Below are 14417 nucleotides of genomic sequence, written 5' to 3' on the forward strand. Positions count from 1 at the left end.
ATCGAATTGCCGGCAAGGGTCTCCTCGCAGAACCGGGCGACCGGATCGAGAAGGTCCAACTGCTGCGAAGCCCTACCCAACGCCACCCACGCATACTACCTGAAATAGACATAAAACGATGGTCTGGCCCTCCGGGCCAGACCATCGTTTAACACCAGTCACCTAGGGCGATCGGCGGACCAACGCCGGACACGGCCATCTCGAACTCGACGAGGTTTGCCCCAGCGTGAACAAGCGGTAGCCAGTTGCGGGAGCCAAATCCGTAGTCAGTCAGATCGTCATCCTCGGTCAGAACGCGGCGTTGGGCCAAGGCAGCGGCCAGCCGCGCCGTTGGCGCATCAGTCGAATGGCGCTGATCGACCTCAGCGACCTGCGAGTGACTAGCGCCTCAGTCGGCAGGGACGTCCACAACCCAGGCGTACGGCAAGTAATACTGCCGCCACCGACGTACGGCCCCGGCCACGTCCACCCCTTTACCCGCAGCGTGCCGGGTAGATTGCGTTCGACTTCGATGAGCACATGGCTGGAGATGAACAGGCGATAGATGTCGCCGTCGACGCGACAATCAGGCTGGTCAGTTGGCCACTCCGCGTGCCTTGAACGACGTCGTTCATGAGCGCGCAGGTGTCGCCCACAAGCAGTGTGGCTCAGCAAGCCGCCGTAGGGACCGAGGCATGCAACCAAAGTAGCTGGGCGGCCTGACTGATTCGACCTGATATGTACCTAAAGCGGACAAACCTGATGAGCGGCGCGAGCGGCTGGACAGGTATGAGGTCCAGCTCGGGTGGTCCAGCAGGGCCCAGACAACCCGAACCGAGCAGAACGAGCGACCCTGGTCAGGACTGCCGAAGCGGCGGCAACGGGTAGTCCGCTTCGAGGATCAACGGCCCCCGTGGGATGGCGCAGTTCTTTTTGGTGCCCCCGGCAGGATTCGAACCTGCGCCCCCGCCTCCGGAGGGCGGTGCTCTATCCCCTGAGCTACGGGGGCCTTACGGCCTCGCAAAGGATAACAGACATCGTGTGGCGGCTGAGTCAGGAGGGGAGGGGTTGTGCTCCCAGGTCCTGGAGCTTCTCTGTCAGCGCCGTGATGTCGTACTGCTGTGACACCCGGATCTTCTCCGCGGCGTCGCGGACCTCGGCGGTGGAGGCCTTGGCGGCGGCGGTTTCGGACATGTGGATGCCGCCCAGGTGGTGGCGGAGCATGAGCTGGCACCACATGGTGTCGAAGTCCTTGCCGGTGGAGGACTTGAGCTTCTTCAGCTCGTCCTGGGACGCCATGCCGGGCATGCGGCCGTCCGGCTGAAGGGCGTTCTTGCCGTCGGGCATCCAGGCCATGGGGGTGTTGTCCGTGTTGGGGGACAGGTGCCAGTGGGTCAGCCAGGTCTGCATCTGGCCGATCTGCCACTGCTGGCTCAGCGCCATGTCATAGCCCAGGGTGCGGATGTCGTCGGTGGAGCCGAGGCGGTAGGCGAACATGGCCATCTCGACCGCCTGGGTATGGTGGACGCTCATGTCGCGGGCGAAGCCGGCGTCCACGGAGTCCTCGCCGGGGGCGCGCAGCGTCGGGATGAGATACCCGGCGGAGACGCCCACGGCGAGGATCAGGACGGCGCCGAGCACGCCCAGGGTCAGGCGTGCTCGGGCCGAGAGTTGTGCGAACAGGTCAGCCGCCCTGGTTCATGCCGGTGCCCGTGCCGTCCTTGCCAAGGTCGCGCGGGACGGTGCCGGTCTCGGTGATGATGTCGCCCTGGGAGCAGGGGGTGCCGGGCTCGAGGCTGGCGTTCTGCCGGAGGGCCTTGATGAACTCGTCGATGCGGGCGTCGCTGGCCTTGTCGACCTGGAGCTGGAAGCCCCACGCCTGCAAGGAGATCGGCTTGGCCTGGCCCTCGTAGGGGCTCATCATCATGTAGTCCTTGCCCCGGACCTTGGCGGCGAGGGCTTCGACCTGGTCGGCCGGCAGGTTGGGCTGGTAGGTGATCCAGACCGAGCCGTGCTCCAAGGCGTGCAGGGCGTGCTCGGTGGCGATCGGGGCGGTGTAGACGTCGCCGAGGCAGCGCTGCCAGTTCTGGTTGTGGTTACCCGCGACCGGCGGGTTGGCGATGCTCAGGTCGTACTTCTGCGGGCCCCACACGTGGCTGCGCTCTTCGGTGTACGCCTCGTTGATCTTGAAGTAGTCCTTGATGCCGTCGATCCGGTCGGCGCGCTCGCGGACGGTGAGACCGTTCTCGTTGACCTGGTAGACGGCGAAGCCCACGATGCCGAGGGCCAGCAGGCCGACCACGGAGAACAGGATGATCGGGCCCCACGCGGCGCCCTGCTTCACCTTGACCGGGGCGACCTTGCGGGCGGCCGGGCGACCGGCGGGGCGCTTGCCGGCCGGTGCGGTCTTCCGCGCCGGCGCGGACTTGCGGGGGCTGGCCTTCTGCTTTCCAGACGCCGAGGTCGAAGCCGGCTCCGAGTCGGACTCCTTGTCGAGCGAGACGGACGAGGCCTCCTCGAGATCGGCTTCCTCGTCGCCGCCCTGCTTCGGCTTGGCGCCGGCAACGGGCTTGGTCGACGGCTTGCGGTTGCCGCCGCCGTGCTGGGTGCTCATGCTCATGTCGTCGCCTCGCAACGCTCAGCGTGGTGCTCGCTCATCGGGCCTCGTCTGGTCAACGGTCGGGGGGTCGGGCGGGACGCGGTGGCGCTAAAACCGCCGGAGCGGCCGTCCCGCATTGTGACCAGCAGAACGGGCCTCCGCCAAGTACCGGAGTCTACCCCCGATAGCATTTGTCGGTGACTCCCGCTGAACTCGCCGTAGCAGTCCTCGAAGCCGCTCGGGCGGCGCTTACCGAGCGTGACCTTGACGCGTCCGTTCTTCCTGCGACGACCAGCGTGGAGCGACCGCGAAACCCGGAGCATGGTGACTATGCGTCGAATATCGCCCTGCAGTTGGGCAAGAAGGTCGGACTGAGCCCGCGCGATCTGGCCGCGGCGGTCGCGAAAAACTTGCAGGAAACTCCCGGGATCGATGCGGTGGAGATCGCCGGACCAGGCTTCCTCAATATCAGGTTGTCGGCGGCGGCGGCCGGGGGACTGGCGCGGATCGTCGTGGAGGCGGGCCGGTCCTACGGGCGCGGCGAGAGCCTCGCGAAGGAGAAGGTCAACCTCGAGTTCGTCTCGGCGAACCCGACGGGACCCATCCACCTGGGCCACACCCGGTGGGCCGCGGTGGGCGACGCCCTGGGCCGGATCCTGTCGGCGGCCGGCGCGGACGTGACCCGCGAGCACTACATCAACGACGCGGGCGTCCAGATGGCCAGGTTCGGCGAGTCGGTGCAGGCCGCGGCCAACAACCGGCCGACGCCGCCGGACGGCTACCCAGGCGAGTACATTCAGGATATCGCGCGCAAGATCGTCAGCGAGAATCCCGACATCACCAGCAAAACGGACGACGAGCAGCGCGCAGAGTTCGAGCGCGAGGGTTACCGGGCGATGCTGCGGGAGATGCAGGACAGTCTCGAGCGCTTCGGCGTCCACTTCGACGTCTGGTTCTCCGAGAAGACCCTGCACGACGGCGGTGCGGTCGAGCACGCCCTCGACGAGCTGCGCAAGCAGGGCCACATCTTCGAGGCCGACGGCGCGATCTGGCTGCGCACGACGGACTTCGGCGACGACAAGGACCGGGTGCTTATCCGCTCCAACGGCGAGAAGACCTACTTCGCCGCCGACGCCGCGTATTACATCAACAAGCGCGAGCGCGGCTTCGACCGCTGCATCTACATGCTCGGCGCCGACCACCACGGGTACATCGGCCGGCTGAAGGCGATCGCGGCCTGTGCCGGCGACGACCCCGAGAAGAACATCGAGGTGCTGATCGGCCAGCTGGTCAGTCTCCTGCGCGGCGGCGAGCCCGTGCGGCTGAGCAAGCGCGCGGGCACGCTGATCACGCTCGACGAGCTGATCGACGTCGTCGGGGTGGACGCCGCGCGGTATTCCCTCGCGCGCTCCTCCACCGACTCGCCGCTGACCCTCGACATCGAGGTGATCACGCGGCAGAAGAACGACAACCCGGTCTTCTACGTGCAGTACGTCGGCGCCCGCACCGCCTCCGTCGCCCGCAACGCGGCCGAGCTCGGGCTGCACCGCACCGGCACGTACGAGCCGGGCCTGCTCTCGCACGAGAAGGAGCTCGACCTGCTCAAGGCGCTGGGCGACTTCCCGGCCGTGGTCGCGACCGCGGCCGAGCTGCGGGAGCCGCACCGCGTGGCACGCTATCTGGAGGAGCTCGCGGGCGCCTACCACCGCTTCTACGACAACTGCCGGGTGCTGCCGCAGGGCGACGAGCCGATCACGGAGACCAACCGGGCGCGGCTGTGGCTCAACGACGCGACGCGTCAGGTCATCGTCAACGGGCTCGACCTGCTCGGCGTCTCAGCACCGGAACGGATGTAAACGACATGCGCGCACATGAGGCCGGCGCCCTGCACGGCGATCTCGGCACCAGCGGCCCGTCCTGGCTGCGGACCCCCGACGACGTCAACGCCCTCGTCCCGCAGCTGTGGTCCAAAACGGTCCAAAGGAACACGCAGGGCGAAATCACCGTCGGCGGGGTGAATGTCCGGAACATCGCCGAACAGCACGGCACCCCCGCCTACGTCCTCGACGAAGCGGACTTCAGAGCGCGGTGCAGAGGCTTCAAAGAGGCCTTCGGCGGCGCCGAGGTCTTCTACGCCGGCAAGGCCTTCCTCGCCACCGCCGTCGTGAGGATCCTCGTCGAGGAAGGCCTCTCCCTCGACGTCTGCACCGGCGGCGAGCTGGCGATCGCGCTCCGGGGCGGCATGCCCCCCGAGCGCATCGGCCTGCACGGCAACAACAAGTCCGTCGCCGAGCTCACCAGGGCCGTCGAGGCGGGCGTCGGCAGGATCATCGTCGACTCGTTCGACGAGATCGACCGCCTGAGCGCCATCGCGAAGGAGACCGGCACCAGGCCGAAGGTCATGGTCCGGGTCACCGTCGGCGTCGAGGCGCACACCCACGAATACATCGCCACGGCGCACGAGGACCAGAAGTTCGGGTTCTCGCTGTCCGGCGGCGCCGCCGCGACCGCCGTCGACAAGATCCTCGAAGCGGGCGTCCTGGAGCTGCGCGGCCTGCACTCGCACATCGGCTCGCAGATCTTCGACACGTCCGGGTTCGAGGTCTCCGCCCGGCGGCTGCTGCAGCTGCAGGCGCAGATCAACGAGAAGCACGGCGTCGAGCTGCCCGAGCTGGACCTCGGCGGCGGCTTCGGCATCGCGTACACCACCCAGGACACCCCGGCCGAGCCCGGCGACCTGGCCACCAACCTGATGCGCATCGTCAAGCAGGAGTGCGCGGCGTTGCAGCTCAGCGTGCCGCACCTGTCGATCGAGCCGGGCCGGGCGATCGTCGGGCCGGCGATGTTCACCCTCTACGAGGTCGGCACCGTCAAGGACGTCGACGGGATCCGCACGTACGTCAGCGTCGACGGCGGCATGAGCGACAACATCCGCACCGCGCTCTACGACGCCGCCTACTCCGCGACCGTCGCCGGCCGGGCGTCCGCCGAACCACCGATTCTCGCCCGCGTGGTGGGAAAACATTGCGAGGCCGGGGACATCATCGTGAAGGATGAGTTCCTGCCGGCAGACGTTCAGGCCGGAGATCTTCTTGCGGTGCCGGGCACAGGGGCCTACTGCCGCAGCATGGCGAGCAACTACAACCACGTCCCCCGTCCGCCGGTCGTGGCGGTGGTTGACGGGGCATCGCGGGTCATCGTCCGCCGGGAGACCGAGGACGACCTGCTCAACTTGGACGTGGGGTGACCATGAGTGTGAAGGTGGCGCTGCTGGGCTGCGGGACCGTCGGCGCGGAGGTGGTCAGACTCCTCCACGAGCACGAGCGGGACCTGACGGCCCGGATCGGCGCGCCGCTGGAGCTCGTCGGGATCGCCGTGCGCCGCGCCGGTCGCGTCCGTGACCTGCCGATCGACCCGTCGCTGTTCACCACCGACGCGCTCGGCCTGGTGAAGCGCGACGACGTCGACGTGGTCGTGGAGGTCGTCGGCGGCATCGAGCCGGCCCGCACCTGGCTGCTCGAGGCGCTGCACGCCGGCAAGAGCGTGGTGACGGCCAACAAGGCGCTGCTCGGCGAGGACGGCGCGACCCTGCACCGGGCCGCCGCCGAGGCCGGCGCCGACCTGTACTACGAGGCGTCCGTCGCCGGCGCGATCCCGCTGCTGCGCCCGCTGCGCGACTCGCTGCACGGCGACCGCATCACCCGGGTCACCGGCATCGTCAACGGCACCACCAACTTCATCCTGTCCTCGATGGACAGCACCGGCGCCGGCTTCGCCGAGGCACTCGAAGAGGCCACCGCGCTCGGCTACGCCGAGGCCGACCCGACCGCCGACGTCGAGGGCTTCGACGCCGCCGCCAAGGCCGCGATCCTCGCGTCGATGGCGTTCCACACCCGGGTCACCGCCGCCGACGTGCACCGTGAGGGCATCACCGAGGTCACCGCCGCCGACATGGCCAGCGCGAAGGCCATGGGCTGCACGATCAAGCTGCTGTGCATCGCCACGAAGCTGGACGACGCGGTGTCCGTGCGGGTGCACCCGGCGATGATCCCGAGGACCCATCCCCTGGCCGGGGTCGGCGACGCCTTCAACGCCGTGTTCGTCGAGGCCGAGGCCGCCGGGCAGCTCATGTTCTACGGCCGTGGCGCGGGTGGCGCACCGACCGCGAGCGCCGTGCTCGGCGACCTCGTGGCCGTGTCGCGCAACCGGCTCGCCGGTACCCACGCCGCCTCGGAAAGCGCGTATGCCGACCTGCCGATCCGGCCGATCGGCGACGCGCTCACCAGGTATCACATCTCGCTGGACGTCGCGGACAAGGCAGGCGTTCTCGCCGCCGTCGCGGGCGTCTTCGCCAAGCACGGGGTCAGCATCGCGACCGTCAACCAGTCGGGTCGCGGCAACCAGGCCGTGCTGGTCATCGTCACGCACGCCGCCGCGGACCGCGCCCTCGCGGCCACCGTCGCCGAGCTGCGGGCCCTGGACATCGTTCGCGCCGTGGCGAGCGTCCTGCGTGTCGAAGGGGAGTAGCGCCATGTGGCGTGGATTGATCGAAGAGTTCCGTGACCGGTTACCGGTCGGACCGCAGACCCCGGTGGTGACGCTGCACGAGGGCAACACGCCCCTGCTGCCCGCGCCGGAGCTGTCGTCGCGGACCGGCTGCGACGTGTACCTCAAGGTCGAGGGCGCCAACCCGACCGGCTCCTTCAAGGACCGCGGCATGACGGTGGCGGTCTCCAAGGCCGTCGAGGAAGGTGCGAAGGCGATCATCTGCGCCTCCACCGGCAACACGTCGGCGTCCGCGGCCGCGTACGCCGCCCGCGCCGGCATCACCTGCGCCGTCCTCGTCCCCACCGGCAAGATCGCCCTCGGCAAGCTCGCCCAGGCCCTCGTGCACGGCGCCCGCCTCCTGCAGGTCTCCGGCAACTTCGACGACTGCCTGGCGCTCGCCTCGAAGCTCTCCCTCGACTTCCCGGTCTCCCTGGTCAACTCGGTCAACCCCGACCGCCTCCAGGGCCAGAAGACCGCGGCGTTCGAGATCGTCGCCGGCCTCGGCGACGCCCCGCACATCCACTGCCTGCCCGTCGGCAACGCCGGCAACATCAGCGCCTACTGGATGGGCTACCAGGAGGACCACGCGGCGGGCAACGCCAGCCGCCGCCCGCGCATGTTCGGCTTCCAGGCCTCGGGCGCCGCCCCGATCGTCAACGGCGCCGTCGTCCGCGAGCCCTCGACGATCGCCACCGCGATCCGCATCGGCAACCCCGCCTCCTGGACGAAGGCCACCGACGCCCGCGACGAGTCCGGCGGCGTCATCCAGGCCGTCACCGACCGCGACATCCTGCAGGCCTACCGCCTGCTCGCCCGCTCGGTCGGCGTCTTCGTCGAGCTCGGCAGCGCCGCCTCCGTCGCCGGCCTGCTGCAGGCCAGCGCCCAGGGCCTGATCGAGCAGGGCCAGACGATCGTCTGCACCGTCACCGGCCACGGCCTGAAGGACCCCGAGTGGGCCATCTCGACCGCCCCGGCCCCCACGACGATCCCCGCCGACGCCCTCGCCGCCGCGAAGGCCCTCGACCTCGCCTGATCTTTTCCAATGGCCAAACTTCATGGCCAAGGTCCGCGGTGGTGCGGACCGTCGCTCCCGCGGTCTCCGGGCCGGGGCCCAGCTCACGCCGGGCCCTGGCCCTCTCCGTCCGCGTCCACTTCCCCAGCCACGGCCGTCCCGGCCGTGAACACCCACACCCCATGATCCGGAAGACTTATGGTCGCCCTGGCGACAAAATCTCTTCCGGATCACGGGCACCCCTGGCTACCCGAACTCTTCCGGATCATGAGAAACGGCGTCGTCGGACTCGGACTCGGACTCGGACTCGGGCTCGGGGGAGGGGCGGGGGGTGCGGCCGGCCTGGCGCAGGGCCAGGCGCAGGGCGAACTCGATCTGCGCGTTGACGCTGCGCAGATCGTCCGACGCCCAGCGGGCCACGGCGTCGTAGACCTGCGGGTCGAGGCGCAGGAGCAGCTTCTTGCGTTCGGCCACGAGCGGCGACCTCAGCTGTAGAGCGAGCCGGTGTTGACGACCGGCTGGACGTTGCGGTCGCCGCAGAGCACGACGAGCAGGTTGGCGACCATCTGCGCCTTGCGCTCCTCGTCCAGCTCGACGACCTCCAGCTCCCGCAGCCGGTCCAGGGCGCTCTGCACCATGCCGACCGCGCCCTCGACGATTTTGAAGCGGGCGCCGACGATGGCGCTGGCCTGCTGGCGGGCGAGCATGGCCTGGGCGATCTCCGGCGCGTAGGCGAGGTGGGTGATGCGCGACTCGAGCACCTCGACGCCGGCGAGGGCGGCGCGCTCGCTCAGCTCGACGGTGAGCTCCTCGCTGACGGCGGTGCCCTCGCGGAGGCTGGTGCGGCCGTCGTCGTGGGTCTCGTAGGGGTAGCTGGTCGCCAGGTGCCGGACGGCGGCCTCGGCCTGGACCGCGACGTACGAGATGTGGTCGTCGACGCCGAACGACGCCTTGAACGTGTCGACCACGCGCCAGACGACGACCGCCGCGATCTCCACGGGGTTGCCGTCGGCGTCGGAGACCTTCAGCCGGGCCGTCTCGAAGTTGCGCACCCGCAGCGACACGCGGCGCTTCGAGCTGAACGGGACCGTCCAGTGGAAGCCGGCGGTCTGGATCGTGCCGACATACCGGCCGAAGAACTGCACGACGCGCGACTCGTTGGGGTTGACCACGGTGAAGCCCGTCATGAGCAGCACGGCGAAGGTGACCGTGACGGCGACGAGCGCGCCGGCGGTGTCCTCGGGCCGGTCGGCGACGAGCGCTGCCACGCCGCCGATCAGCACGAGCAGGGCGAGCAGGATCAGGAACCCAGGTGCGCGGAACGCTCGTCTCTCCATAACGATCCCCTAGCTATCGAAGTGATATCACAACGATACCGCACGATGCTGCCTTCTGGTGACCGCCGCCCAGCCGGCCGCGTAGACGAGCGTCACAGCGCCGCAGACCGCCACCAGGACCCGCGGGTCGACGCGGTCCACGAACGCGCCGACGATCAGCTGCGACACCGCGACCGACAGCAGCGCGAGCATCACGTCGGTGGCGAAGACCCGGCCGCGCAACGCGTCCGGCACCTCGGCCTGCAGCGCGTAGTTGGACATCATCCAGTTGCCGCCGGCGGCCAGGTGCGCGAGCGTGACGCAGGCCAGGACCAGCGGAAACCATGGGGACGCGCTCGCGGCCAGGTAGGTCAGCCCGTACACCGACATCGACACGGCGAGCCCGGGCAGCAGCCACGACCGGTGGGACAGCACCCGCCGCAGCACGAACGGGCCGATCAGCGCGCCGAGCCCCCGGGCCGCGAACAGCAGCCCCACGCCCAGCGGGCCGACCCCGTAGGCGGCGGCGAGCAGCGGGAAGGTGGTCAGGACGCCGTTGCCGAGGCCGACGGCGGCCTTGACCGTGACCAGCGAGGCGACCCTCGGGTGGCCGCGGATGTACCGCACCGCCTCGCCGATCTCCGGCCGCTGCGCCGCCAGCTGGACCTGCAACGGGCGGCGTACCCGCGCGACCTGGAACGCGGCGAGCAGGCACAGCGCGCTGGACACGGCGAAGCACCAGTACGCGCCGACCAGCGCCGACGCGATACCGCCCAGGGACGCCCCGACGACGAGCATCGTGCCCCACGCCGACCCGGACAGGGCGTTCGCCGCGGGCAGGTCCTCGGCGTCGACCACGTTGGGCAGCGCCGCCGCCGCGGCCGGCACGAAGAAGGCCTTCGCCACCGCGATGACCGCGATGGCGGCGACCGCCAGCCAGGCCGTCTGCGCCGTGCGGACCAGCAGCAGCGCGAGCGTGGCGACGGCCATGGCCACCTCGGCGGCGACGAGGATCCTGCGCCGGTCGAGCCGGTCGGCGATCACCCCGGCGTACGGCTGCAGCAGCGCGATCACGCCGACGTCCGCGGCGAGGATCAGCGCGCCCCACAGCCCGGACCCGGTCAGCTGCAGCAACAGGGTGAGCAGCGGGATCTGCACGAACCAGTCGGCGCCGAGCCCGATCAGGTCCGCGGAGAACAGCCGGCGGAAGTCGCGGTTGCGGACCAGGATCGACAATGTGGGAGGCACCCGGCCCACCTTAGGGCGAGTCCCGCAAGCCGTGATCTCATTATCCGCATGGCCCTGCTGCCCACTCCCGTCACCGTCCGCGTCCCCGCGACCAGCGCGAACCTCGGACCAGGCTTCGACGCGCTCGGGCTGGCGCTGTCGCTGTACGACGAGGTCGAGGCGCGGGTGACCGGCGGCGGGGTGACCGTCGAGGTGATCGGCGAGGGCGCCGGCGACCTGCCGGGCGACGAGACGCACCTGGTCGTGCGGGCCATGCGGCGCGTGTTCGACGAGCTGGGGGAGCGGCCCGCCGGGCTCGCCCTGCGCTGCCGCAACCGCATCCCGCAGGCGCGCGGCATGGGCTCGTCGTCGGCGGCGATCGTGGCCGGGGTGACCCTGGCCAGGGCGCTCGTCAGCGACGGCGCGGACCGGCTCGACGAGGGCGGGCTGCTGCGCCTCGCCGCCGAGCTCGAAGGGCACCCGGACAACGTGGCGCCGTGCCTGCTGGGCGGGATGACGATCGCGTGGACCGAGGACGCCGGTGCCGCCGCGGTACGGCTGGAGCCCGCCGCGGCGGTCCGCCCCTTCGTCTTCGTGCCGGAGGAGCGCGGACTGACCCACGAGGCCCGGGCCGCCCTCCCGGCGACCGTGCCGCACGCCGACGCCGCCCTCAACGCGGGCCGCGCCGCGCTGCTCGTCCATGCGATCACCGTCGATCCGTCGCACCTGTTCGCGGCCACCGAGGACCGGCTGCACCAGGGATATCGGGCGGCGTCCATGCCCGGCAGCGCGGACCTCGTGGCGGCACTGCGCAGCGAGGGTGTCGCCGCCGTCGTCTCCGGCGCGGGACCGAGCGTCCTGGCGCTGACCACGGGCGGCTGGGCGCCGTCACCGCTGCCCGGCTGGCGGGTACTGCCCCTCGATGTCGATCTGGTGGGTGCGCTCGTCGGGGTTGACCTGGTGTGGGGTACGCTTGAACACGCCGATCGGGACCCTGTTGCCGCTGGCTAGGCGAGTTGATTACTCTCTAGTCCTACAGCAGCCGCTCCGTGCGGCGATCTCATGCGGGGCGGCGTGCTCCGATTTCCGTGGCACCCCTTGCGCACGCCCGGCCGCCAACCCGCGTCTCCAGTGATCGCGCGCGCACGGCTGGGCCAGGCCGCAGATGGTGGCGCCCGGCTCACCGCACAGCGCTGCAACACCTCCCGCACCGCCGCTGCAAGGCAGCGAGGCGGGAGCCCCCGGGCCGCCCGGCCACCGTGTCTCGTCTCCGGGCATCCCGGCCTAACGAGGGAAGGAATCCATTGAGCGACACCACCGACGTCACGTCGGATGTCTCGAGCGACCGCGCCGCGGTCGACACCGACGGCGCCGAGACCGGGGCGACGCGTCGGCGCCGCTCAGGCACCGGGCTGTCCGGCATGCTGCTGCCTGAGCTGCAGAGCCTGGCCGCCTCGTTGGGCATCTCCGGCACCGCGCGGATGCGCAAGGGCGAGCTGGTGACGGCGATCCAGGAGCGTCAGGCCGGCGACTCCCGCCCGGCCGCCGAAGCCGCTCCCGCCGCCAAGACCACCGCCACGCGCGCCGCCCGCGCCGAGACGCGCGCCGCCGAGCCGTCGGAGCAGGACTGGCCGTCCGCCACGCAGGGCGCGGCCGAGGCACCCGCCGTCGTCACCCGGGCCCCCCGCCGGGCCACCCGGGCCGCCGGGCCGCCGGAGCCGCGTGCGGCCGCCGCGGCCGAGGCTCCCGCCGCCACCGCGCCCGCCGCCGAGCAGGCGCCCGCCGCGGTGGCCGCCGAGCCGGCAGCCGAGGTCACCGAGCGTCCGGCCCGCACCCGCGGCACCCGGACGGAGCGGGCCACCGCGGAGCGCGCCGAGCGCACCACCGAGCGCACCACCGAGCGGGCCGAGCGTCCGGAGCGGGCCGAGCGTCCGGAGCGCGCTGAGCGCGCCGAGCGCACCGACCGCGCTGAGCGCACCGACCGCGGCGACCGGGCCGAGCGCACCGAGCGGGCCGACCGTGGGGACCGGACCGAGCGGGCCGACCGTGGGGACCGCAACGACCGGGCCGAGCGCACCGGCGAGCGGACCTCCGAGCGCGGCGACCGCAACAGCGGCGCCGACCGCAGCGGTGGCGACCGCGCGGGCGGCGACCGCAACCAGCGCGGCACCTTCGCCGACGACGAGGGCGACGACGACGGCACGGGCCGCCGCGGGCGGCGCAGCCGCTTCCGGGACCGCCGCCGGGGTCGCGACCGCGACGGCGAGCAGGTGCAGCCGACTGGTGCCGCGGGCGCCCGGGGTGGCAACGAGCCGCAGGTCAGCGACGACGACGTCCTCGTCCCGGTGGCCGGCATCCTCGACGTGCTCGACAACTACGCGTTCGTGCGGACCACCGGCTACCTGTCCGGCTCCAACGACGTGTATGTCGCGATGTCGCAGGTCAAGCGCTACGGTCTGCGCCGCGGCGACGCCGTGACCGGTGCCGTGCGCCAGCCGCGCGACGGTGAGCAGCGGCGCGACAAGTACAACCCGCTCGTGCGCCTCGACACGGTCAACGGCATGGACCCGGAGGAGGCCAAGCGCCGTCCCGAGTTCTACAAGCTGACCCCGCTCTACCCGCAGGACCGCCTGCGGCTGGAGACCGAGCCGCACATCCTCACCACCCGCGTCATCGACCTCGTCATGCCGATCGGCAAGGGTCAGCGGGCGCTCATCGTGTCGCCGCCGAAGGCCGGCAAGACGATGGTGCTGCAGTCGATCGCGAACGCGATCACCCGCAACAACCCGGAGTGCCACCTGATGGTGGTCCTGGTCGACGAGCGGCCCGAAGAGGTCACCGACATGCAGCGGTCGGTGAAGGGTGAGGTCATCGCCTCCACCTTCGACCGCCCGCCGACGGACCACGCCACGGTCGCCGAGCTGTCGATCGAGCGGGCCAAGCGGCTCGTCGAGCTGGGCCACGACGTCGTCGTGCTGCTCGACTCGATCACCCGGCTCGGCCGCGCGTACAACAACGCGTCGCCGGCGTCCGGCCGCATCCTGTCCGGTGGTATCGACTCGACGGCGCTCTACCCGCCGAAGCGGTTCCTCGGCGCGGCCCGCAACATCGAGAACGGCGGCTCCCTGACGATCATCGCCACGGCGCTGGTCGAGACCGGCTCCACCGGTGACACGGTCATCTTCGAGGAGTTCAAGGGCACCGGCAACGCCGAGCTCAAGCTCGACCGGAAGATCGCCGACCGGCGCATCTTCCCGGCGATCGACATCGACCCGTCCGGCACCCGCAAGGAAGAGATCCTGCTGGCGCCCGACGAGCTCGCGATCGTCATCAAGCTGCGCAAGGTGCTGCACGCGCTCGACTCGCAGGAGGCGCTCAACCTGCTGCTGGACCGGCTGAAGAAGACCCGGACCAACGTCGAGTTCCTCATGCAGATCGCCCAGACCACGCCGGGCGAGTAAGCGACGCGAAAGCCCCCGCCGGACGTGTCCGGCGGGGGCTTTCGGGTATCCAGCGCTGTATGAAACGTGGGGACAAGGTCCGCTGGCGTTCGCACGGCAAGACCGTCAACGGCACCGTCGTACGCAGGATCACCGGTCGGACCGAGGCGGCCGGCCGTACCGTGGCAGCCTCCGGCGACGAGCCGCAGTTCGTCGTCAAGAGCGACAAGACCGGGCGCGAGGCCGTGCACAAGCCGGAAGCGCTGCGCTAGAACGAGGGCGCGTGTGCGCCGCTC

General features: G+C 70.8%; 12 protein-coding genes and 1 tRNA gene. 7 read left to right on the forward strand and 6 right to left on the reverse strand.

The annotated features are described in order from the left end of the window. Positions 1–913: 913 nt before the first annotated feature. The 3 genes from ACZ6TV_RS03470 to ACZ6TV_RS03480 form a co-directional block, all read right to left on the reverse strand. Positions 914–988 (reverse strand) — tRNA-Arg (locus tag ACZ6TV_RS03470). A 44-nt stretch (positions 989–1032) separates the two neighbouring features. Continuing rightward, complete coding sequence (locus ACZ6TV_RS03475) at positions 1033–1620, reverse strand: DUF305 domain-containing protein (protein ID WP_465294937.1); 588 nt, start codon at positions 1618–1620, stop codon at positions 1033–1035. Positions 1621–1663: 43 nt separating this feature from the next. Beyond that, entirely contained in the window at positions 1664–2599 is a 936-nt protein-coding gene (locus tag ACZ6TV_RS03480) for a DUF3105 domain-containing protein (RefSeq protein WP_465294939.1), read from the reverse strand. A 176-nt stretch (positions 2600–2775) separates the two neighbouring features. On the opposite strand from ACZ6TV_RS03480, the gene argS reads away from it, so the two are divergent. The 4 genes from argS to thrC are packed head-to-tail and all read left to right on the forward strand — an operon-like array spanning position 2776 to position 8159. Continuing rightward, positions 2776–4434, forward strand: coding sequence for an arginine--tRNA ligase (gene argS / locus ACZ6TV_RS03485; protein ID WP_465294941.1), 1659 nt, complete (start codon positions 2776–2778; stop codon positions 4432–4434). Between the two features lie 5 nt (positions 4435–4439). Beyond that, on the forward strand, positions 4440–5825 hold the full coding sequence (lysA, locus tag ACZ6TV_RS03490; protein ID WP_465294943.1) for a diaminopimelate decarboxylase: 1386 nt from the start codon (positions 4440–4442) through the stop codon (positions 5823–5825). 8 nt (positions 5826–5833) lie between these two features. Beyond that, positions 5834–7105, forward strand: coding sequence for a homoserine dehydrogenase (locus ACZ6TV_RS03495; protein WP_465296087.1), 1272 nt, complete (start codon positions 5834–5836; stop codon positions 7103–7105). Positions 7106–7109: 4 nt separating this feature from the next. Beyond that, positions 7110–8159 (forward strand): threonine synthase, encoded by a 1050-nt coding sequence (thrC, locus tag ACZ6TV_RS03500; RefSeq protein WP_465294945.1) that lies wholly within the window; start codon positions 7110–7112, stop codon positions 8157–8159. A 225-nt stretch (positions 8160–8384) separates the two neighbouring features. Here thrC and ACZ6TV_RS03505 read toward each other — a convergent pair whose 3' ends face one another. From ACZ6TV_RS03505 to ACZ6TV_RS03515, 3 genes are read right to left on the reverse strand one after another with little or no spacing between them, the layout of a single operon-like run. After that, positions 8385–8612, reverse strand: coding sequence for a type II toxin-antitoxin system antitoxin (locus tag ACZ6TV_RS03505; RefSeq protein WP_465294947.1), 228 nt, complete (start codon positions 8610–8612; stop codon positions 8385–8387). A gap of 11 nt (positions 8613–8623) precedes the next feature. Beyond that, positions 8624–9475 (reverse strand): SPFH domain-containing protein, encoded by an 852-nt coding sequence (locus ACZ6TV_RS03510; protein ID WP_465294949.1) that lies wholly within the window; start codon positions 9473–9475, stop codon positions 8624–8626. A gap of 27 nt (positions 9476–9502) precedes the next feature. Next, entirely contained in the window at positions 9503–10702 is a 1200-nt protein-coding gene (locus tag ACZ6TV_RS03515; RefSeq protein WP_465294951.1) for an MFS transporter, read from the reverse strand. Positions 10703–10744: 42 nt separating this feature from the next. On the opposite strand from ACZ6TV_RS03515, the gene thrB reads away from it, so the two are divergent. The 3 genes from thrB to ACZ6TV_RS03530 all read left to right on the forward strand — a co-directional run bounded on the left by thrB (position 10745) and on the right by ACZ6TV_RS03530 (position 14393). Beyond that, positions 10745–11692, forward strand: a complete 948-nt coding sequence (gene thrB / locus ACZ6TV_RS03520; RefSeq protein ID WP_465296089.1) for a homoserine kinase — start codon at positions 10745–10747, stop codon at positions 11690–11692. A gap of 293 nt (positions 11693–11985) precedes the next feature. Beyond that, on the forward strand, positions 11986–14142 hold the full coding sequence (gene rho / locus ACZ6TV_RS03525; protein ID WP_465294953.1) for a transcription termination factor Rho: 2157 nt from the start codon (positions 11986–11988) through the stop codon (positions 14140–14142). Between the two features lie 59 nt (positions 14143–14201). After that, positions 14202–14393: a hypervirulence associated TUDOR domain-containing protein gene (locus tag ACZ6TV_RS03530; RefSeq protein ID WP_465294955.1), complete on the forward strand. Its 192-nt coding sequence runs from the start codon at positions 14202–14204 to the stop codon at positions 14391–14393. The last annotated feature ends 24 nt before the right edge of the window (positions 14394–14417 follow it).

The sequence above is a fragment of the Dactylosporangium sp. NPDC051087 genome, assembly GCF_055586325.1.